Here is a 17,325-nt window from a genome sequence, read left to right as displayed (position 1 = left end):
GCAGGGAGCGCGGACAACGGAGGGGAGGGCATTGGATGCCCTCCTTTTTTTTTGGTTCTTCACGGAATCCCGGGAAACACAGAAACAAGAACGCCGATTTGATTGATGATGTTCGTGCGAGCAAACACATCTAACAAACCGGCGTTTCGCGTGACTGAACGGTTAACCACCGACTTCTTGAGCGATATGGCAGCGCAGGAAATCGGTGGTTATTTCACACTCGCTCCCGCGTCCTATTCGCCGGCATGACTCGACGCTCTGGAGGCTGCCATTTCCGCCATGATACCGTCCAGGTTGTAGGTTTCAGGTGCTTGCAAGGGTGGGAACTCTTTATACGTTGCCAGTTCTTTCATCCACAGCAACTGACCAAGGGGCAACATATTCCAGTCGTAGATATAAGCCGTGGCGGGTGCAGCAAGTGCGCCGGCGTAACCCGCGATGGATTTAGGATCGTCCAACCCACCAGCAATCTCGAAAGGATCGCGCTTGATATTGTCAACCATGGTCCAGGAGTAGCTTACAGCTCCTTTCATAGCTCCCGTAGGATCGGTTGGCACCATCGTGTAGTACATCTTCCAGTTTTTGTAACGCACTGCCGAAGGCTTCGCGCCGGTGTAGTAGAAGAAGATCTCGCGCGCGGACTTCTCACTCTTACCTGTCAAATAGTCGACTTGATTGACGCCATCGAGTGTGGTTTTGACGATGCCAGGGTACTTGCCACCTTCTATCTGTGTCTTCAGGTCATTCCCCTTTGGGCCACCGGCTATATCGACCAGGGTTGGCACCCAGTCCAGCGATGCAAACAACTGATTCCTGACGGTGCCTGGCTTGATATGTCCTGGCCAACGTACAACCATCGGTGCACGCATACCGCCTTCCCAGGTGGTCAGCTTGCCACCTTTGAAGGGTGTAACGCCGCCGTCAGGATAGGTAATGACTTCAGCACCGTTGTCGGTGGTAAACACAATAATGGTGTTTTCCAGTTGCCCCATGTCTTCAAGCTTCTTGATGACATACCCGATGTTGTCATCCATTTGCTTCATCCCGGCCTCATTGACCCCCCAATCCTTACCACCTGGGGTGCCGACCATGTTCAGGTACTTCTCAGACAACACGGTAGTAATGTGCATGCGTGCGGGGTTGTACCAAACGAAGAACGGCTTGTTCGTCTTTTTAGGGTCGTTGCGGTCGAGGAAATCTATGACGTGCGCAGAGATTTCCTCATCGACGGTTTTTGACCGCTCAAGGGTTAACGGGCCTTCATCCTTACACTTCTGATTCTGTTGTGTGCCGTCGGAGGACGCGCAAGCAAGCACCGGTCGTGGCGGTGTCAGGCAGTTTGCTGTCCTGGGGTCGACAGACCCTGGAACCTCGGGAACTCCGGGCAGCGGTTCGTTTTTGCAGGGTGGCGCAATGGCTTGTTCAGTAGGCGACTTGTTGATATCGGGAAAACTCACCCCTTGCATCGCATCCAAGTGATAGAGGTAGCCCCAAAACTCTTGAAAACCATGAGCCGTTGGCAGTGCTGCCGGGTGGTCTCCCAAGTGGTTCTTGCCGAACTCACCCGTTGAATAGCCTAAATCGTAGAGGAATTTGGCCAGCGCTGGCGTGCCGGGCCGCAGATAGGAGGGACTGCCTGGTAGTTGTGGCGGGATCATGCCGGTGCGCAGTGGATGCATGCCGGTGAAAAATGCGTTGCGTCCAGCGGTGCAACTTTGCTCGGCGAGATAGTCCATATAGATCGATCCTTCATTAGCAATGCGATCTATATTCGGTGTTTCGCCGACCATCAAGCCTCGGTGGTAGGCGCTTGGCTGCATCCATCCAATATCGTCTCCCATGATGAAGACTATATTCGGTTTGGATGTATCGGCGACGGCTGCACCGCCGAGCAGAGGTGCGATAGCAAGTGTTAAGGATAATAAGGTTGTTTTCATGTTTACTCTCCAAGTTGTACAGCAACCCCCCATGGCGGATGAGTCTAGTCCAAGACTTTAAAACCGTGGCGCAGGACGGGAGAGTTGCAACTCAGTGAGCGAAACCTGTGGAACATAGGGTGTTTACTGAACGATTAAGAGGCCAGCTCACGCCCCCCGACGGGCAATCCAGCAGGTCAGGTAAGATGGAGAGTGGGGGCGCAGTAGGTGGAAGAACACAGAAGGCTGAAAGCAAAAAGGCCCCAATAATTGGGGCCTTTTAGATGCGAATATGGCGGAGGCGATGGGATTCGAACTCATGGACCTGTTACAGTCGACGGTTTTCAAGACCGGTATAAAGATGAAAACAGGCCGTGGCTTGTAGCTTTTTTCCGTTCCATTACTTTAATTTTTCAGCACCTCTGCAGGCCGCATTCTACAAGGGGGCTACTTTGAGTTATGGAACGCTTTTTACGGCTATTTTGATGGTCTAGCAATGGCACCGACACGGCGATAAACCCGCTCGGTGATGTCGCCTTTGGTGTGACCCAACAGTAGGCTCGCCTCGCCAACATCGGAGATTTCCGACGCAGCCTTCGGCCTGATATCCCGGAACTGGAATCCGCCAATCTTGGCAGCCAGTAGCTCGTCGCCGATCTCGACCGCGGCCAGCTTTGCCTTTTCGCGAGCAATATCCCAACGCTTTCTCAGCATCGTCGCGGTCATCCGCTTGCCGTGTTGGCTGACGATCAGGTAGTTCGAAACATGCCGAGCATTGCGCTCGGTTATCTCCGCGATCAGTCGGCCCAGACTATTTGCCTCGCCGCCAGTGGTCATCTGAATGCGCAGCTTTTTGTGCGTCTTGTTTTGCTGAACACCCAAATATCCCCCTTCTGCATCATCCTTCCGCATCACCAGGACATCTGCCGGCCGTTGCCCGGTAAGGTAAGCCAGGTCCATCGCGTCTTTCAGCTCTTGAGCTGCCTTCTTGTAAACCGCGCCCCAAACCACATCATTTGCGTAGTAGTCCCTCGGTGTCTCTTTATTTTTACGCACCCCTTGGCACGGGTTTTCCTTTGTTGTCAGGCCCCACTCCCGGGCAATATTGAAAATATGGGAGAGAGTCGCAATCTCCCGATTTGCACGGACCTTAGCCGTCCGCGCATCCCTATAACCGGCGATGGTTGCTGGGGTAATCGAGTCGATTGGGGCGCTATCAAACATAGGGCGTAGCTGTTTGATCTCCGCTAGGTTGTCCTTCTGTGTCCGCGCCGCTTTTTTGGGGATGACATCACGGATGTAGCGGTCGAATATTCCTTTCATGGTGCGCAGATCGAGCGGCTTTTCCTTCGATTCGAGTTCGGCCCATTTGAGTCTGGCCTTGTCGAGGTCCTTGCCCAGGGGAATGTCATTGCCCAGCAGGTCGCGGTAGTAATAAGCGGTCCACATGGCGCCATTTTTGCGCTTCCGGGATCGCTGATACATCCGTGGGGGGAGGTGGTGATATTCGGTCTTGCGGGGGCGCATATCAGTTCACTCGCGAGAAATCGGGCGTCCATGCCGGCGCCGCCGGTGGAGGGGTGGGGTCAGCAATCGTGGGCGTGATCATGCCCAGTTTCATGCGTGCGTACATTCGGCCAACAAGCGGGCGCTTACCACGGCTTTCGACGAACACCCACTGGCGGTCTACCAGCCAGCGCCGTTGGTATGCACGGGCCTTGTAGCCGGTGAACTCCGCCAGCTCTTCGTCCGAGAGAATTTCGGTTTCCATAAGGATGCTCCGTGCCGCGCGTAGCGGCAGAAGGTGGGGGGGGCTATTCCCAGCCGTGCAGGTAGGCCGGTTCGGTCAGTTGTTCCAGCTCTTGGCGCAGCGTTTTATCCAGGGTGACGGTTTTGCCTTCGTCCTGGTCGTAGGCTTCGGTGTTGTCGAGCATGGTGTCGCTGACCAGATCGACGTCCTCCAGATCGAACTCGCTGTGCGGGTATCCGTTGAAGTCGCAGAGCACTTTGATTGCACCGGCTGGGTCGTAGGCTGCAACGATGTCGTTGTCGCCAACCTGATAGGCCTTGAGGGTTTCTTGGGGCATAGCGATTCCTTGCCGCTATAGCGGCTGACTTTGAACTGGGGAGGGAGGTACTTCTGTTCACCGGTAGGTGTTGTGCTTTACTGAGTGGTGGTCTTAAAGAGAGGGGGGAGTGCAATGCATAAAGCGTCTCGAGATCCGATGTTCATCTGCGGCATTCCACTTACAAGTTTCGGCTACTATTTTGGTTTGCCAGATTTGACCAGCGAAGGGGGAGTAGTGATGGGCGTAGCTCCTGCTCTTCTAATTACTGGGTTCGCTTTCATGTTGATCGGGTTGCTGCTGCGTAGAAGGTGAGCCTTTTGGATTTACCGTGGTTCCGTGTAGATGAGCCAAGCCATGTAGGCGAGGGCGATCATGGGGGCGCCTGCTTGCGGTAGCCGGCGTCGTACAGATAGGCACAAGTCCGCATGACCTCCTCCTTGTCGCTAAAGGACAGGTGACTGGTCATTTCAAGTATCACGATATGACGCTTACGCTCTTCCTGGGCAGATTTCTTTACGGTGCGAAATGAATCGGCCCACTGCTGCTCCTCCTGATCGGCAAAGCTGACTACGGCCATATCGTTTCGGTGAGCCAGAACCACGCATTTCCTGAAAGTTTTGGTGCGGCAGCTCTACGCCAATCCACGGAATTGCAGTTTCTTCAGGCATAGGAATCCTTTGCCGCTATAGCGGCTGACTTTGAAAGGTGGGGGTAACCGCTTATCGGGTAGCGAGGGTGAATCGATTCACGTTTGATACGGCAGTGAAACACCTCGCGGCGATTTACTACATTTGAGCGATCAGACAAAAAGGGGTAGTTCATGACTTGCTTGATTTGTGGTGAGCCTGCAGTGGCAATTGATGCTGATGATGATTACTTGGAAAGAAGCTGCCCGAAGTGCGGGCACTATCGAATCACTGGTGCGGCGCTTGTATTGATGAAGGCTCACGGATGGCACTTTGACGTGGCGCTGGTTCGGAAGTGGATCGAGGAGCACCAGGACTCCGGCATGATTCCAAACATTGATTCGCATCAGGCAGCTCGTCTGATCAACGTTTAGATGCGCTTCATGCTGTCTCCGCGGCGGGCTGACGGAAGACGGGCAGGGCGCCGGCCTGCTCACGCACCGAGCGCATGCCTTCCTCGTCGTAACCCCAGATGTTGCTGTCGTTGAACCGCTCAGGCCCGAGGTAGCCAGGATGAATAGGCTCACCTGTACGGATGTAATCGCGAAAGGCTTCGACCACGGCGCGTAACGTGCCGCCATGACTGAAACCGCGCCACCGACCACCCCACACCGTTTTGTGAGTAAAGATGCGCTTGCCGGTGTAGTCGTCGATGAACCAGACCTTGCCGCGCTGATCGACTTCCATACTGGCGTAGTGATTCACAGCCTGGCTGTAGAAGAACCTGCGCCCATGGTCGGCGATGATCCGGATCACCTGGTTAACTTGCTCGGCGCGCTGGCGCTTCAAGGTGAGTTTGTTTTCTGTGGGCATGGGGCGTCCTCACCGGTATATTGGTTGGATTCAGACTAGGGGTTCAATTATTTGAGACTTTTTCACTACACTGATGTAAGCGCAGTTAAGTCGATTCTCGAAAATGAAAAGATGTGGTTAACAGATGTGCGCTATCTGAATGATTCAGAAGAGATGCACAATGGAATATCCATGCTTGTGGAATATATAATGCACCGGGTAGCGAATTTTCCACATCCACACGAGTTTTTTGAAGATGCCGCCAACTATATTGAGAGCGGGCTAGTGGGGAAGGCTGGTTACGGAATAGACAATCGGCCCGTTTTCATAGGGTCATTTAGCCGAGCTGGTGATCTTTTGAGCCAGTGGAGGGCTTATGGCTCTTATGCGATTGAGTTCGATACTGATTATATACCGCAAGAGCTTTCTGCATGTGTCTATGAACACGACGAAAAATTGAACCAGGCATCTAATGCTGCTTTGTTAAGTCTGATTGCAATCTCAAAAGACATGGCAGTTAACAATGGCTTTCTGGATCAGGAGGGATATGGGGCGTTTTCTGACATCGTTGGATTAGTGGCGACCTTAAAGCATGAAAGCTTTTCAGAAGAACAAGAGATAAGGATTGTTCTCGGTCATGATATAGATCCCGAGATTGAAGATGGCTTGGAAGTAAAATTTCGAAGTCGAGGGAATATTCTCGTTCCTTACGTTGAGGCTGATTTGCCCTTTGAAAGTATTCGGGCGATACACGTCGGACCAATGCGAGACCAAGAATTAGCTTACATTTCTATGAAGGCCTTGGTTGAGAAGATGCACCTTGAACGCCCAATAACTGTGCAAAACCATAATCATAAAATTGAAGTTGTAAAATCCACAATTCCATACCGAGCTCCTTGATAATGGATAGGAAACTGCTGCCTCGTCGGTTGGCGTGATTCGTTGAAGTGGAGTATATATTTATGTCGAACTTAGCCTTGCGGGAGGCCGACATGAGACTGCAAAGCGATATCGATGCACTCGCGGCAATCGAGGAAGACGCGCAAATGATGCTCAAGCGATTGGGGATCCCCGATGACAAACAGAAGCTTGAAGTAGTCATTTGTTTGCGACAGATCATTGATCTAGCGACTTATAGAAAAGAGATTGACCGATTAACCGAGTCTTCAGAGCGGTAGGTAAGGCCGGTTGCCCGGCCTGATGCGCTTACTTCGGATCGAAAGCACCCAACGACAGAGTCGCAGCATCTCCGATATTTCGCTGCAGAACTGTCTTGAATTCCTGCGCGAAATCCTCTCACTGAACTTCCTCCCCAACCCAGCGCAGTTTAGAGGTTACGCTGATCTTAACGATGGAAACTCTGTATTAACCTAGTTGGCTTGTCGGACTTGTTATTGAGTTTTCAGTGGTTAAATAGCCAGCTTTTGTGTTTGATGAAATCTGATGCCGTAAAAAAGCTAGCAGATATTGCATATTGACAGGTAGGAAAGCCCAAATTACCATCCGGCGCCAGTGATCTTTAAGGCACCAAATCACTGGTGTATTGCGTTTGCTTCGGCACTAGGATGGAAGTGTATATTTATGTGCCTATTGTGTATGCAGTATTGTTGAGTGCCGGCCATGTCAGGTTAAAACTAATGTACGTTAAAGGCGAGCCAAAGTGAAAAAATTATTAATTTTGCTGGCCCTGCTTACACCAATTATGGCAATTGCTGGCGAACCTGACCACCTTGCCATTTGCAACAAGCTAAAGTCAGATATTGCCCGTAGTCACGACGTATACAACTTGGCGCTGGTGGATAACGGTAGTTCATATGTGTCGGGTGAGGGGATTGTGCTCTGTGTATATGACGGCATTATCCAGAAATTTTTCGGTGAAAACTCTGTAAGAGTTATGGCAACATTGAATGTCGCCAACAATAAATACAATGTCCGGTTCTAATAGTGGGGCGCTACTCGGGAGGTTAGAGGTTCTGTTACACCTTCTGCGAGTTGTTGAAATCATGTTCTTTCATCAGGCGCTACAGGTCAGCCTTGTGAAGCCCCCGCCATATCCACCTGAGCGCGCTCGACAGCTTTGGCCGTTTGTGGATTTTCTTCAGTGCTTCCGCCGTTGGCAGTTGTGCTTCCTCGGCCATGGCCTGTCTCTTCAATTCCGTGGGCCGGTAGATCCAGCCATGTCTGTCGTCGGCGCTGGCGCACCTGGTTGTTGATGCGCCTCATGCTGCCCTCAGCTGGTTCCAGACCCCTACGGCATCGAATATCCGGGCGGCCTGCTCTTCAGTCAGCGATACCTCGGCGGGAATGGCTATCCAGCCCGAAGCGACCCGATGATTCGGATTGCTCTCGGCGACGAGGGTTTTGTAGGTGTCCTCGATCACGTCCTCGAGGTGGGCGGCCAGATAATTGCCTTGGGGCGCGACCTCGACCGATTTGGTGTAGCGGTGGCCGCGTTGATCGCGACACTGGACGCTGACATAGATCGTCCAGCGGTGAGCAATGTCACAGACTGCTTCGGCCATGCGCTGTCCTGGCGGGATGCTCCTACATGTCTTCCAGTTGATCATCCCTTGGCGGCCGCTGGGGTCGATGTGGATCACCGCGACGTGATTGACCTTAAGCTCTGCCCGGCTCACACGCTCCATTCGAGCGCGCATGTTGTTAGGTTTTCGCTTTTTCATCGTGTCGCCGCAATCTGGCGATTGGCCTTTGCTTCAAACTGTATGGCAAGTTCGAGAGCGGCTTTGTAGTCGTCACGGAAGGCGCGGGTCTTGTTGGTGGTGCGGTCTTTAATCTGGTACATGCCGACGCTTCGCCCGGCGATTTGGTAGCGCACCGGTTTGGCTGGCGCTGGTTGATCAATACGGCCGTAAAACCCTGCTCGAGCGGCCTTTGTTCGTTGCAGCAGCTCACCGAGTTCATCAATGCGCTCTTGAAATGCTGGATGCATGGCTAATCCTTAAGTCTGAGTTGTCATCCCGATGCACCCTGTCGCCAAGGTGCAGCAGTGATGCTGTCTTGTTGCTCAGCAAACCTTGCGTGCCGAATGACTGGACACGGAAGCGGGCTGTGTTGCGTTGTTGTTCCCTGATCGCAATCAGGGTCTGTCTTCAAACTGTTAAAGAGCGGTCAGGCCCTTTGAGGCCCTTCGCAATGGCTGTGTGTCGCTGCGATGGGTGTAGTTAACCATCGGTATATTTAATCGTCAATACCGATGGTTAATTTATTTTGATGTGAGCTTGTTTTGGCGCCATTTACTACTTCGCTACCTAGCGCTTTTGGGATATTCCATAAAGCGCGGCCTCGCTATAGTTCCTAATGCTGGACGTATATACAGTATCTAGGAGGTTGTGTGGGTAAGGCAAAGAGGCAGCAAAAACCAGCAGTGCGACAGGTAATCAGCGGGATGGAGCGGCTTGGTCTGCGCGTTTCGTCGATGATCAATCACCCGACAGCTCAGCATCAGCGATGGGTGACCATCCATCGCCTCGACACGGACGGGGATCAAGAGTGGGAGGAAGTGATGGGGCTTCTTTCCGAGACGGACGATCTGGAGATGACATTCAACGATGACGAGTCGGTGACGTTGAGGTGGGAAGCGCGATCAGACGAGGATCGCGTGCTTGAGGTGGTCGACCTCGATGACGTGGTGGAGCCAGCGCCTTTCTGACGGACGAAAAAAAGCCCGCTCACCGGCGGGCAATCTATTGGCTATTCCCTCAGATCTAGCGTGTTTCAGCGTTAGCAGAGTCAGTGTAGAAGGCGTCTACGAGGGCGCAAGGCCAGAACCAAAAAAGTCCGGCGCGGCTTCCATGCCGTACGTCACAAAACAGTGAATTTCTTGAAGTGTTCCGACCTCTACCGGAAAACACTTAGGAGAAAGGATATGTACGATGACGCGAAAGCACAGGCGTTTTTTGTTTGGCATGAGCTACTGATGAACCCCAAAGATCGGATGAGTGCGCAGGAGCAGTACGATGAATTAATCCGGCTCGCTGACAATTTTCGGGAGAAGGAAATTATTGATCTGGAAGAGCGCAAGACGTTGATAGCGGTTGCAACGCTCGTCTATACGCGCGCAGTGGAAGGAGCTGGGTCATCGAATCGCTGGCAAAGAAAAGCCCGCGTGGGGAGCGCGGACTAAAAGGATCACAAGGAGCTGCCTTCACCCTATGCTTGGGAGCATGAAAAATGTGTGAAGGTGTGGAATGAAAAAGCCCGGCACTAGGCCGGGCTCTGATTGCTACGAGGTAGCTTCCCCGTCTCGCTCTCAATGGCGCGAACGGATTCTAATATGTGGTATTGAAGCGAGTGCGCCATGCCGTCAACCCTCGATCCAGATCTAGTACAAACCCACGCTGCGCCAGATCACTCGACCTTGGCTCTGGTTATTACGCCCACCTTCACCTCATCCGCAAGCGCCGCAACCCGATCTGCACGCTCATACATCTTTGCAATCAGCTTGAGCACGGCAGCCACCTGAATATCGCGGCAGTCCTTTGTAATGCTGAGCACTTCGTCTGCGGCCTGCTCGATCTCAAGCCCTAGCGCCTTGAGCTCGCGATGCAGTTCTTGGTTGGGCTTGGTGAGTGACATACCGATCTCCTATAAATCCCCGCCGCGCCATCTACTCAGGCTTGGCTCGAGATATTTCCCTCGCGTTTGGTGAGGGGCATAGCAACCTCAGGCAAATTCTTGTGCTCGCCCGATCTAGCCTGCACTGACATCTTCAATCAAGCTATTTAGCCGTTTCTCATCTTGCTGGAAGACTGAAATCATTCGTCGAAGCGCCTCCGCGTCTGGTCCATTGCCTGCATGACTTAGCCGTTCGGCGATCCGAACTAGCTCCACAGCCGACCACTTCAGATCAGAGGCGACGCCCTGGAGGTCGCGCTTCAGGTCTTGGTTGGGTTTGGTGAGGGGCATGGTGTCAGACCTTCTGGGCATTCCAGACAAGAAGAACCTTCGCGTGGATGGTCACATCCTCGATTCGCGCGGTCTGGTTTTCGTAATGTTTGTTGTCCGAGATCATTCGCAAATGTTCTTCGTCGACCTGCTGTAATCGCTTGATGTAGAGAAGGCTGTGCCAGGTGAGCACGTAAACACCGTCGCCAATGAATTCGTTAACTCCGCGATCAACGATCACTGGGTCTTTATCATTGATCGTGCCTTCCATGCTCTGACCCCATCCGGTGATCATGGCCAGCGCAGCAGTAGAGGTGTAGGTCACACCCTTCTCGCGCAGCACATCCTCCCGAACGATCAGGTTACGGATTGCCTCGTTGTAATCGGCTGGAACTTGCCCGTGCCCCATCGCGGCGCGCACGTCGTACTGCGGAATTAAAATCTCATCTGGTCGTGCTCGCAGTCCGGAGAAATCAGCCTCGATTACGTTGTTTGTTTTCACCTCATTCGCAGTTTCCGCAACGGCTCCAGCGATCCTCTGCCGCGCTTCCTCCGGCAAATTCTTTCCGTACTTAGCTAGCATCTGATTAACGATATCTGCGGATGACTTTGACGGCTCATTTGCAGTTTTCGCAATCGGAACCCTAGTCATCGCCGCTATCTCTTCTGCCAATCGAGAGCTGAACGCCTCAACCGGCTCATTGAGCATCCGCGCAAGTATCGAAGCGAACTGCGCATTCAAAGGGTTTATACCTTTGAAATAAAGGTTCACCGCAGCAGGCGTCATGCCTGCCGCGTCCGCGATTTTCTTCTGACTCAGCTTCAGCTCGTTCTTCTTCGCAAGGAAGAGGGTGTGCGCGGCTTCGCACTCAGCCAAGCGGTCTGGCGGCAGTATTCGTTTTTTAGTCATCGGGCGAATTTATACCAATGGTTAAAAATTAGAAGAAACCATCGGTATTGATTAAAAATTAACAGATGGTTAATATCGGCCTCATCAACAGCAGAGGCACGACCATGAATGAGACTTCCCTCGACAAGTTCGTGGCTGACAAAGGGCAGTCCGAAGCCGCACGGCTTCTTCGGGTTACTGCGCCAGCCATTCACAAAGCCTTAACCGCGAAACGGGACATCCGAGTGCTTGAGCTTCCAGATGGAAGTTTCCAGGCGAAAGAGCAGCGTCCGTTCCCATCCCAAAAATCAGCCGCTTAACCAACTTCAACAGCCTGGAGCACCCGCATATACATGGACCCCCAATTCCCTTGTCACCTGATCCGTTGAATCAAGAATACGAACGAGAGAGCCTCATGGAAACGTCGAATTTGCGACACGAAACACGCGATGCGGTCTTGGTCGCTATGGCGCGAGACATGATCGCTCGTACGAGCATGAGCCAGGACGGCTTTGCAGAGCAGCTCAACCATCAACTCTTTGATCGTGCTCCAGAGCGTTGCAAAGAGAAGGGCTTTCCTGATCTGCAAGGGATGACCAAAACCGCAGACATGCAGGCTTATGGCCGCGCTTACAAAGCGTGGAGCAAACGTGTTGAGCGCTGGCTCGACGACAGCGGAGACCGTATCGAAATCCCTTCGTGGATTGAAGAGTCGTGGGTTGCGGCACTCGACCAACCTTGGCGCGACCGTGCACTGATCGAGCTATCGAGTCGTTACGGCCTTCTTGCTGTTAAGCAGATCGGCTCGGGCATCGATGACGCCCTCCAGGTTTTTGCTGGCATCTCGATGAGCTTCGGTCATGTCGCCGGGCTGGGCGGGAAGGTTTTCGCGGACGGCGTGTTTGACCATAAAGACAAGGGCTACGCCGAGTCCTTCGAATCCTTCTGCCGCTCGCTTGCAGCTAATGCGGTTGCCATGGCTGATCAAGCAGCGGTTGTTGCTTCGAAGACTCACTAAATCCCAGGCACAAAAAAGCCGGGGTGCAACCCGGCTTCTTCAACAACGTGTAAAACAATGTGGCGTCATTATGAACACGATCGCTAACCCCGGCAATACCCACCATGTCGCGACACTTTTCGAGCAATCGAAAAACGTGTCACGACTCTGCATCACGGTTGACTCTGAGATTGGAGATCGGCTGTGAGCACCATAATCATGAGTTTGTGCTGGCCGCTTCAGGGCATGAGCGGACCACAAAAGGCTGTATTGATCTCGTTGGCGGACAATGCAAACGATGAGGGTGTTTGCTGGCCCTCAGTGGCACGCATTTCGGAACGGACCTGCCTTGCTGAAAGAACGGTTCAGACGGCAATCAAGTGGCTGGGGCAAGTCGGATTACTGTCTGTTCGTGAGCGCATGGGCCGCTCGACAATGTACACCTTAACCCCGGCAGCATATGCACCCCCGCAACAGGTGCGCCCCGCAACAGCCGCACCATCACCCCCGCAGCTCACGACACAAACCCCCGCAGCAGCCGCACCCAGAACCGTAATAGAACCATCAAGTGAACCGTCACCTCTTGTCGACGATGAGCAACCACCGAAGATTTCGAAGCCGAAGTGCCCAACCCAGGCAATCGTCGATTTGTTCAACGCGACGATCCCGGAGTTTCCTCGAGTCGTGATGCTGACCAAGGATCGGATCGCCAAGATCGGTGCCCGCTGGAGCGAAAGTGACGTGCATCAGGATCTCAGCTTTTGGGCCGAATACTTCGCTTTGGTACGTTCGAGCAAGTTCTTGATGGGAGAGGTGTCCGCTTCCGGTGGTAGCTCTTTCCGTTGCAACTTCGACTGGCTGATCGCCCCGAGCAACTTCGTCAAGGTTGTGGAGGGCAATTACAATGCGTGACCCCTACAACATCGAGGCCGAACACGGCCTTCTGGGCGCGATGATGCAGCGCCCTGAACTGATCGACTCCCTGAGCGACGACCTGTCCGCCGAATCCTTCTACTTTCCGGAAAACGCCGAGGTATACCGGGGGATCATGGCGGTTCGGTCGGCCGGAAAATCTGTCGATTTCCTCACCGTTGGTGACCACGTTGGCACCTTGCCGGATGGCTCCCCGGCGTTTGCCTACTGCGCCGAAATCGTAAACGGCACTCCCAGCGTTGCCAACGCCAAAACCTACGCGGCAATCGTGCGAGAAAGGGCAATCGAGCGGTCGCTGTTTGACCTTGGCAGCCAGGCTATGGATATCGCGCACAGCGATCAGGATGTGCAGGCGAAAATCGCCGCGGTCCAGGCCGCTGCCATGGCCATCGATTGCGGTTCTGGTGATGACGACATCGTCAAAGTGGGTGATGTGCTGGTCGACCAGTTGGAGGTGTGGCAGGAGCGCCATGATCGTCATGCTCGTGGCGAAACACTGATCGGTCTGTCGACCGGCCTGCGAGACCTGGACGAGAAGATAGGGGGACTGCAACCAGACCATCTGTACATCGTTGCTGGGCGTCCCGCCATGGGCAAGACCACACTGGCGATGGGCTTTGTTATCGACGCGGCCGTACGCCAAAGCAAGTCATCACTCGTCATCAGTCTGGAAATGAACAAGGGGCAGCTGCTGGATCGAGCTGTGGCTTCGGAGGGCCGCATTCCGCTCACTTTGGTGAAGAACGGAACGGCGTGCCAGAGTCACGGCACGGAACTCGCCGCTGCGGCCGGTGTGCTGCGTCGCGCACCGCTGTACATCGCCGATCGCGCGGGCTCGTCGATTGGCCGCATCCGCTCACTGGCCCGCCGCCACAAGATGCGTTATGGCCTGGACCTGCTGATGATCGACTACCTGCAATTGCTGGAAGGCGAGGGCGGCAACCGAACTGAAGAGGTCAGCAGTATCAGTCGCGGCTGCAAGCTGCTCGCCAAGGAACTGGGCATTCCCGTCGTGCTGCTGAGCCAGCTCTCCCGCAAATGCGAAGAACGCCCCAACAAGCGGCCAATCCCCTCAGATTTGAGGGAATCCGGTGCCATCGAACAGGACGCCGATGTGATCCTCTTCGTATACCGCGACGAGGTCTATCACGAAAACACCGATGCCAAAGGTATTGCCGAAATCATCATTGGCAAAGGCCGCGACATCGAAATGGGCACTGTCCGCACCGCCTTCCTTGGCCAATACAACCGCTTTGAAAACCTGGCTGCCGGGTGGATGCCGGCACCTGTCGCGCAGCCGGAAAAGGTAACCCCGCTGTCTCGCCGCTATGCCAGCAAGGATAAATTTTGATGAGCGACCCGATGCTGCTTGCGCCCGATGTATCCGAGTACCGGTTTGCCCTGTACTGCCGCGGTCATCTGTTGGATTTGACCTCCAAGGCATATCCGCCTGTTGCGCTGTATCCCGATGCCGAGTCTGCCCGTTTGCATGGGGTGCGCATGTGGCCCTCGACATTCACTGTTATTGATCTGGCTGGAGATGAACGCCCATGAGGCAATCGAAGTTGACCCGGGCCTTACGCGATCGCAAGTGCCAGGTACGCGTTCCGGGCGTGTGCCATGGCAATTCCGAGACCACCGTGCTCGCGCACTGGCTCGATGGTTCCGAGGTGGAAGCCTGATGACACTGGCCGTGGTTTTCTCTGATGCCGAGATTCGCAGGCGGGCTTCTGATCCATCTGCCGTGCTGATGCGCGACCCACGCTACCCAGGCTTGTACTTCCGTTTCACCGAGGCTCGTCCGCGCGGAACCTGGAGTCTTGTGGTTCGTAAAAAATGGAACCGAATCGGCGCCTATCCGGACTTGTCGGCGAAGGCCGTGTTGGCCGCGTTGCCTGATCTGCGCATGAGACTGGGAGCTGATCCGGAAGCGGGGGCGGCCGTATCGCCCTGGGCGACATTGGGCGAATTGTTGAGGTGGTACGCCGACCGCATGAGTCGTGACCGCAACCTGTCCGACGAGCGCAAGGCTACTAGTAAGTCTGCAATCGCCAGGCATCTGATCCCGCGCGTCGGCGACATGCCGCTGGCCGACATCCGTCACGGCGCACTCGACACCCAGCTGATGTGGCCGCTGCAAGAGACTTACTCACTCGAGTACGTGCGGCTGATCTTTGGTCTGCTGGTGATCGCGTGCCGTCAGGCGCGCACCTTGGGCCTGATACCGAAAAACCCGATGGTGGGCATCAAGTTCGGTGACTTCTCGAAGAAGAAGATCAATGCCAAACCCGCTCGCTTGCGCGGTGTGCAGGTGGAGGGATTGCTCAGCCAGCTGTATGACCTGTTCGAATCCAATCCACAGCCGGCCATGCTCGCACTGATGATGCTCTGCCATGGAACACGCATCGGCGAAACCCGAAAAGCGCAGTGGTCGCACATCAGCCTGTCCGAACGCACCTGGTATCTGCCAGTGGGTAACACCAAGACCCGCGTTGAACACTCGCTCCCACTGACCGAACAGGTCTGCACCCTTCTAATTCGGTACCGCGCGGCGCAAAAGGCGAGCAATTACGACGGAGATTGCCTGTTCCGCTCCCACAGAGGAAAGGGCATGAGCAAAGGGCAGGCCAGTGCCGTGTTCGCCGGACTGGGGGAGGGCGTGTGGAGCAGCCATGACCTGCGCAAGTTGGCCCGTACCGGCTGGGCAGACCTCGGAATCGACTTCCTGATTGGCGAGATGCTGATCAACCACGCGATGGGTCACAACGTGCAGGCCTACATCCATACCACCGTTGAAGAGCGTAAACGTGCAGCCCTTGAACTATGGCACGCCCATTTAGACGGTAAGGGCTTTTCCCTGATTCACGGGTTGAAGGACGGTAGAAACGAAAATTCGGGTAATCCTCTGGAGGCCGCGCCGGGTAAGGGCTACGACCCTATTCATAAATCAACCATAGGTGAGGATTCAAAACATGCAGAAAGGGCAGGTGCTTGGCTTTAAGAGGCCTAGGATCGAGCTAGAGCCTTGCCCGACCTGTAAGGGCAAAGCGGTAGTGAAAGGGCTGTTTTATGAGTTGATTTGTACTGCTTGCAACGGCTCAGGTTGGGTTATTCGGGGCAGCAGGTTGGTGCTTTCTTCGGACGAGTTGGTGACTCAATTGAGCTTTAAATTGCAGCAGGCTCAGCGCGAAATTGAAGTGCTCCAGCAGGGTTCGTCGATGTCTGGCCAATCCGAGTACTACCAACAGAACAACCGTCGCGGTGCCGGCGGAACGAATTTCACAGGGGATTGAGCGATGGTTGACCGGACGCTGTTCAACGAACTGAAAAGGGCGGATGCATGAAGATCAATTCCGCACGCCAGGCGTGGCATGACTGTAACTACAACCCAGCCCCAGGTCAGTCCTCTGATACTGCCGTGCTGGGTGTTGTGGTGCAAAAAACTGAGCGCGGACCTACAGCTGATCATGCTATCCATGCGACGTTAGCTGGCCAGGTTCAGTCGGCTATTGCCCGTCTTCACAACACGTTGCGCGCATTCGGCAACGCCATGTACGCATCTGAGCCTACCGATGATGATCGGGACGCGGCAGAAGAGGCCGTGTTTAATCTGGCATGCTCTCGGGCGCCACGCATGACAGCCGACAAGAGGGAGCGCGCCGAGTACGTGGCCAAAGGGGTATTCCGTCGTTATCGCTACATGCATCAGGGCGGCCAATCGGCCAATGATGACCCGTTGATCAAGCCTGAACTATTCAGGTCCTGGATGAATGCCGAGTACGGGATCAAGCTTCCATCCACGGCCTGGGGCCGAGATTGGGAGCCGTTTGTGCAGCTCTGCTTTGATGCCTGCTACGACATCGACGCGAAGGCTTTGAACCCGATCGGGGGAGTTATTTACAAAATGAAACAGGCGGCTTGACTTCCCGCACGGCTGGCGGCACTATTTCGCCACTGTTAGAGTTTTGCCTACGGCAACTTACTCATAAATTAAAGAAAACCCCGCCTTCGCAGACTGTGTGAAAACCTAGCAATCTGCCTGGCGATCAAAGAAAATGCTCCGCATCGAAAGATACGGAGCATTTTTCGTTATGGCCTACATCCAGGGACAGTCCCGTACCCAGACCAGTTTGTTCCC

The 17,325-nt window shown here is 54.2% G+C and carries 25 protein-coding genes and 1 pseudogene; 15 read left to right on the top strand and 11 right to left on the bottom strand.

Annotated features, from left to right (window positions below; all coding sequences use genetic code 11):
* Positions 1-233: 233 nt before the first annotated feature.
* The 5 genes from KGB06_RS00185 to KGB06_RS00165 all read right to left on the bottom strand — a co-directional run bounded on the left by KGB06_RS00185 (position 234) and on the right by KGB06_RS00165 (position 4,562).
* Positions 234-1,937 carry an arylsulfatase gene (locus KGB06_RS00185; protein WP_223511133.1) on the bottom strand — a complete coding sequence of 568 codons (1,704 nt, stop codon included), beginning with the start codon at positions 1,935-1,937 and terminating at the stop codon, positions 234-236.
* 456 nt (positions 1,938-2,393) lie between these two features.
* Entirely contained in the window at positions 2,394-3,443 is a 1,050-nt protein-coding gene (locus KGB06_RS00180) for a tyrosine-type recombinase/integrase (RefSeq protein ID WP_223511132.1), read from the bottom strand.
* A gap of 1 nt (position 3,444) precedes the next feature.
* Positions 3,445-3,687, bottom strand: a complete 243-nt coding sequence (locus KGB06_RS00175) for a DUF4224 domain-containing protein (protein WP_223511131.1) — start codon at positions 3,685-3,687, stop codon at positions 3,445-3,447.
* Between the two features lie 43 nt (positions 3,688-3,730).
* Complete coding sequence (locus KGB06_RS00170) at positions 3,731-4,003, bottom strand: hypothetical protein (protein ID WP_223511130.1); 273 nt, start codon at positions 4,001-4,003, stop codon at positions 3,731-3,733.
* A 352-nt stretch (positions 4,004-4,355) separates the two neighbouring features.
* Positions 4,356-4,562, bottom strand: a complete 207-nt coding sequence (locus tag KGB06_RS00165; RefSeq protein ID WP_223511129.1) for a hypothetical protein — start codon at positions 4,560-4,562, stop codon at positions 4,356-4,358.
* 243 nt (positions 4,563-4,805) lie between these two features.
* Between KGB06_RS00165 and KGB06_RS00160 the strand changes: the two genes are divergently transcribed.
* On the top strand, positions 4,806-5,045 hold the full coding sequence (locus KGB06_RS00160; protein WP_223511128.1) for a hypothetical protein: 240 nt from the start codon (positions 4,806-4,808) through the stop codon (positions 5,043-5,045).
* Between the two features lie 7 nt (positions 5,046-5,052).
* Here KGB06_RS00160 and KGB06_RS00155 read toward each other — a convergent pair whose 3' ends face one another.
* Positions 5,053-5,484, bottom strand: a complete 432-nt coding sequence (locus tag KGB06_RS00155) for a hypothetical protein (RefSeq protein WP_223511127.1) — start codon at positions 5,482-5,484, stop codon at positions 5,053-5,055.
* 51 nt (positions 5,485-5,535) lie between these two features.
* Here KGB06_RS00155 and KGB06_RS00150 point away from each other — a divergent pair, with 51 nt between their 5' ends.
* From KGB06_RS00150 to KGB06_RS00140, 3 genes are all read left to right on the top strand, one after another.
* Positions 5,536-6,363, top strand: a complete 828-nt coding sequence (locus KGB06_RS00150) for a DUF2971 domain-containing protein (RefSeq protein ID WP_223511126.1) — start codon at positions 5,536-5,538, stop codon at positions 6,361-6,363.
* 92 nt (positions 6,364-6,455) lie between these two features.
* On the top strand, positions 6,456-6,641 hold the full coding sequence (locus tag KGB06_RS00145) for a hypothetical protein (RefSeq protein ID WP_223511125.1): 186 nt from the start codon (positions 6,456-6,458) through the stop codon (positions 6,639-6,641).
* Positions 6,642-7,123: 482 nt separating this feature from the next.
* Positions 7,124-7,405, top strand: a complete 282-nt coding sequence (locus KGB06_RS00140) for a hypothetical protein (RefSeq protein ID WP_223511124.1) — start codon at positions 7,124-7,126, stop codon at positions 7,403-7,405.
* 277 nt (positions 7,406-7,682) lie between these two features.
* Here the strand turns inward: KGB06_RS00140 and KGB06_RS00135 are convergent, their stop codons facing one another.
* Together KGB06_RS00135 and KGB06_RS00130 are read right to left on the bottom strand one after the other, a co-directional pair.
* The gene (locus tag KGB06_RS00135) at positions 7,683-8,144 is read right to left on the bottom strand and encodes a hypothetical protein (RefSeq protein WP_223511123.1); all 462 of its coding nucleotides are present in this window, start codon (positions 8,142-8,144) and stop codon (positions 7,683-7,685) included.
* The gene (locus tag KGB06_RS00130; RefSeq protein WP_223511122.1) at positions 8,141-8,413 is read right to left on the bottom strand and encodes a hypothetical protein; all 273 of its coding nucleotides are present in this window, start codon (positions 8,411-8,413) and stop codon (positions 8,141-8,143) included. The genes KGB06_RS00135 and KGB06_RS00130 overlap by 4 nt, the downstream gene beginning before the upstream one ends.
* A 456-nt stretch (positions 8,414-8,869) precedes the next feature.
* Here KGB06_RS00130 and KGB06_RS00125 point away from each other — a divergent pair, with 456 nt between their 5' ends.
* Positions 8,870-9,133, top strand: coding sequence for a DUF1654 domain-containing protein (locus tag KGB06_RS00125; protein ID WP_223511261.1), 264 nt, complete (start codon positions 8,870-8,872; stop codon positions 9,131-9,133).
* A gap of 216 nt (positions 9,134-9,349) precedes the next feature.
* Entirely contained in the window at positions 9,350-9,607 is a 258-nt protein-coding gene (locus KGB06_RS00120; RefSeq protein WP_223511121.1) for a hypothetical protein, read from the top strand.
* Between the two features lie 224 nt (positions 9,608-9,831).
* On the opposite strand, the gene KGB06_RS00115 is transcribed toward KGB06_RS00120, so the two are convergent.
* The 3 genes from KGB06_RS00115 to KGB06_RS00105 form a co-directional block, all read right to left on the bottom strand.
* A complete protein-coding gene (locus KGB06_RS00115) occupies positions 9,832-10,059 on the bottom strand; it encodes a hypothetical protein (protein ID WP_223511120.1) in 228 nt (75 codons plus the stop codon).
* A 114-nt stretch (positions 10,060-10,173) separates the two neighbouring features.
* A complete protein-coding gene (locus tag KGB06_RS00110) occupies positions 10,174-10,389 on the bottom strand; it encodes a hypothetical protein (RefSeq protein WP_223511119.1) in 216 nt (71 codons plus the stop codon).
* A gap of 4 nt (positions 10,390-10,393) precedes the next feature.
* Positions 10,394-11,278, bottom strand: a complete 885-nt coding sequence (locus KGB06_RS00105; RefSeq protein ID WP_223511118.1) for a helix-turn-helix transcriptional regulator — start codon at positions 11,276-11,278, stop codon at positions 10,394-10,396.
* A gap of 104 nt (positions 11,279-11,382) precedes the next feature.
* Between KGB06_RS00105 and KGB06_RS00100 the strand changes: the two genes are divergently transcribed.
* From KGB06_RS00100 to KGB06_RS00060, 9 genes and pseudogenes are all read left to right on the top strand, one after another.
* The gene (locus KGB06_RS00100) at positions 11,383-11,577 is read left to right on the top strand and encodes a Cro/CI family transcriptional regulator (protein WP_223511117.1); all 195 of its coding nucleotides are present in this window, start codon (positions 11,383-11,385) and stop codon (positions 11,575-11,577) included.
* A gap of 95 nt (positions 11,578-11,672) precedes the next feature.
* A complete protein-coding gene (locus tag KGB06_RS00095) occupies positions 11,673-12,275 on the top strand; it encodes a hypothetical protein (RefSeq protein ID WP_223511116.1) in 603 nt (200 codons plus the stop codon).
* A 183-nt stretch (positions 12,276-12,458) separates the two neighbouring features.
* Positions 12,459-13,166 carry a helix-turn-helix domain-containing protein gene (locus KGB06_RS00090; protein WP_223511115.1) on the top strand — a complete coding sequence of 236 codons (708 nt, stop codon included), beginning with the start codon at positions 12,459-12,461 and terminating at the stop codon, positions 13,164-13,166.
* Entirely contained in the window at positions 13,159-14,538 is a 1,380-nt protein-coding gene (gene dnaB / locus KGB06_RS00085; protein ID WP_223511114.1) for a replicative DNA helicase, read from the top strand. The genes KGB06_RS00090 and dnaB overlap by 8 nt, the downstream gene beginning before the upstream one ends.
* Positions 14,538-14,741: a hypothetical protein gene (locus KGB06_RS00080; RefSeq protein ID WP_223511113.1), complete on the top strand. Its 204-nt coding sequence runs from the start codon at positions 14,538-14,540 to the stop codon at positions 14,739-14,741. Before dnaB ends, KGB06_RS00080 begins: the two co-directional genes overlap by 1 nt.
* Positions 14,738-14,842: pseudogene (locus KGB06_RS00075) on the top strand (nuclease domain-containing protein); the annotation flags it as partial. The gene KGB06_RS00080 and the pseudogene KGB06_RS00075, both read left to right, overlap by 4 nt.
* Positions 14,843-14,868: 26 nt before the next feature.
* The gene (locus KGB06_RS00070; protein WP_223511112.1) at positions 14,869-16,188 is read left to right on the top strand and encodes a tyrosine-type recombinase/integrase; all 1,320 of its coding nucleotides are present in this window, start codon (positions 14,869-14,871) and stop codon (positions 16,186-16,188) included.
* The gene (locus tag KGB06_RS00065) at positions 16,160-16,480 is read left to right on the top strand and encodes a hypothetical protein (protein ID WP_223511111.1); all 321 of its coding nucleotides are present in this window, start codon (positions 16,160-16,162) and stop codon (positions 16,478-16,480) included. The genes KGB06_RS00070 and KGB06_RS00065 overlap by 29 nt, the downstream gene beginning before the upstream one ends.
* A gap of 47 nt (positions 16,481-16,527) precedes the next feature.
* Positions 16,528-17,109 carry a hypothetical protein gene (locus KGB06_RS00060; protein ID WP_223511110.1) on the top strand — a complete coding sequence of 194 codons (582 nt, stop codon included), beginning with the start codon at positions 16,528-16,530 and terminating at the stop codon, positions 17,107-17,109.
* Positions 17,110-17,325: the final 216 nt, after the last annotated feature.

The sequence above is a fragment of the Pseudomonas sp. GL-B-19 genome, from assembly GCF_019956415.1.
Taxonomy (GTDB): domain Bacteria; phylum Pseudomonadota; class Gammaproteobacteria; order Pseudomonadales; family Pseudomonadaceae; genus Aquipseudomonas.
The sequence above is the reverse complement of the archived record's forward strand: the minus strand, read 5'-3'. Positions and strand labels throughout refer to the sequence as shown.

Coding starts and splice junctions, on each gene's coding strand:
- KGB06_RS00105 (WP_223511118.1), bottom strand. CDS start 11,278: ATGACTAAAAAACGAATACTGCCGCCAGACCGCTTGGCTGAGTGCGAA.
- KGB06_RS00185 (WP_223511133.1), bottom strand. CDS start 1,937: ATGAAAACAACCTTATTATCCTTAACACTTGCTATCGCACCTCTGCTC.
- KGB06_RS00095 (WP_223511116.1), top strand. CDS start 11,673: ATGGAAACGTCGAATTTGCGACACGAAACACGCGATGCGGTCTTGGTC.
- KGB06_RS00115 (WP_223511120.1), bottom strand. CDS start 10,059: ATGTCACTCACCAAGCCCAACCAAGAACTGCATCGCGAGCTCAAGGCG.
- KGB06_RS00175 (WP_223511131.1), bottom strand. CDS start 3,687: ATGGAAACCGAAATTCTCTCGGACGAAGAGCTGGCGGAGTTCACCGGC.
- dnaB (WP_223511114.1), top strand. CDS start 13,159: ATGCGTGACCCCTACAACATCGAGGCCGAACACGGCCTTCTGGGCGCG.
- KGB06_RS00120 (WP_223511121.1), top strand. CDS start 9,350: ATGTACGATGACGCGAAAGCACAGGCGTTTTTTGTTTGGCATGAGCTA.
- KGB06_RS00070 (WP_223511112.1), top strand. CDS start 14,869: ATGACACTGGCCGTGGTTTTCTCTGATGCCGAGATTCGCAGGCGGGCT.
- KGB06_RS00160 (WP_223511128.1), top strand. CDS start 4,806: ATGACTTGCTTGATTTGTGGTGAGCCTGCAGTGGCAATTGATGCTGAT.
- KGB06_RS00065 (WP_223511111.1), top strand. CDS start 16,160: ATGCAGAAAGGGCAGGTGCTTGGCTTTAAGAGGCCTAGGATCGAGCTA.
- KGB06_RS00060 (WP_223511110.1), top strand. CDS start 16,528: ATGAAGATCAATTCCGCACGCCAGGCGTGGCATGACTGTAACTACAAC.
- KGB06_RS00135 (WP_223511123.1), bottom strand. CDS start 8,144: ATGAAAAAGCGAAAACCTAACAACATGCGCGCTCGAATGGAGCGTGTG.
- KGB06_RS00145 (WP_223511125.1), top strand. CDS start 6,456: ATGAGACTGCAAAGCGATATCGATGCACTCGCGGCAATCGAGGAAGAC.
- KGB06_RS00110 (WP_223511119.1), bottom strand. CDS start 10,389: ATGCCCCTCACCAAACCCAACCAAGACCTGAAGCGCGACCTCCAGGGC.
- KGB06_RS00100 (WP_223511117.1), top strand. CDS start 11,383: ATGAATGAGACTTCCCTCGACAAGTTCGTGGCTGACAAAGGGCAGTCC.
- KGB06_RS00165 (WP_223511129.1), bottom strand. CDS start 4,562: ATGGCCGTAGTCAGCTTTGCCGATCAGGAGGAGCAGCAGTGGGCCGAT.
- KGB06_RS00155 (WP_223511127.1), bottom strand. CDS start 5,484: ATGCCCACAGAAAACAAACTCACCTTGAAGCGCCAGCGCGCCGAGCAA.
- KGB06_RS00125 (WP_223511261.1), top strand. CDS start 8,870: ATGGAGCGGCTTGGTCTGCGCGTTTCGTCGATGATCAATCACCCGACA.
- KGB06_RS00080 (WP_223511113.1), top strand. CDS start 14,538: ATGAGCGACCCGATGCTGCTTGCGCCCGATGTATCCGAGTACCGGTTT.
- KGB06_RS00180 (WP_223511132.1), bottom strand. CDS start 3,443: ATGCGCCCCCGCAAGACCGAATATCACCACCTCCCCCCACGGATGTAT.
- KGB06_RS00130 (WP_223511122.1), bottom strand. CDS start 8,413: ATGCATCCAGCATTTCAAGAGCGCATTGATGAACTCGGTGAGCTGCTG.
- KGB06_RS00170 (WP_223511130.1), bottom strand. CDS start 4,003: ATGCCCCAAGAAACCCTCAAGGCCTATCAGGTTGGCGACAACGACATC.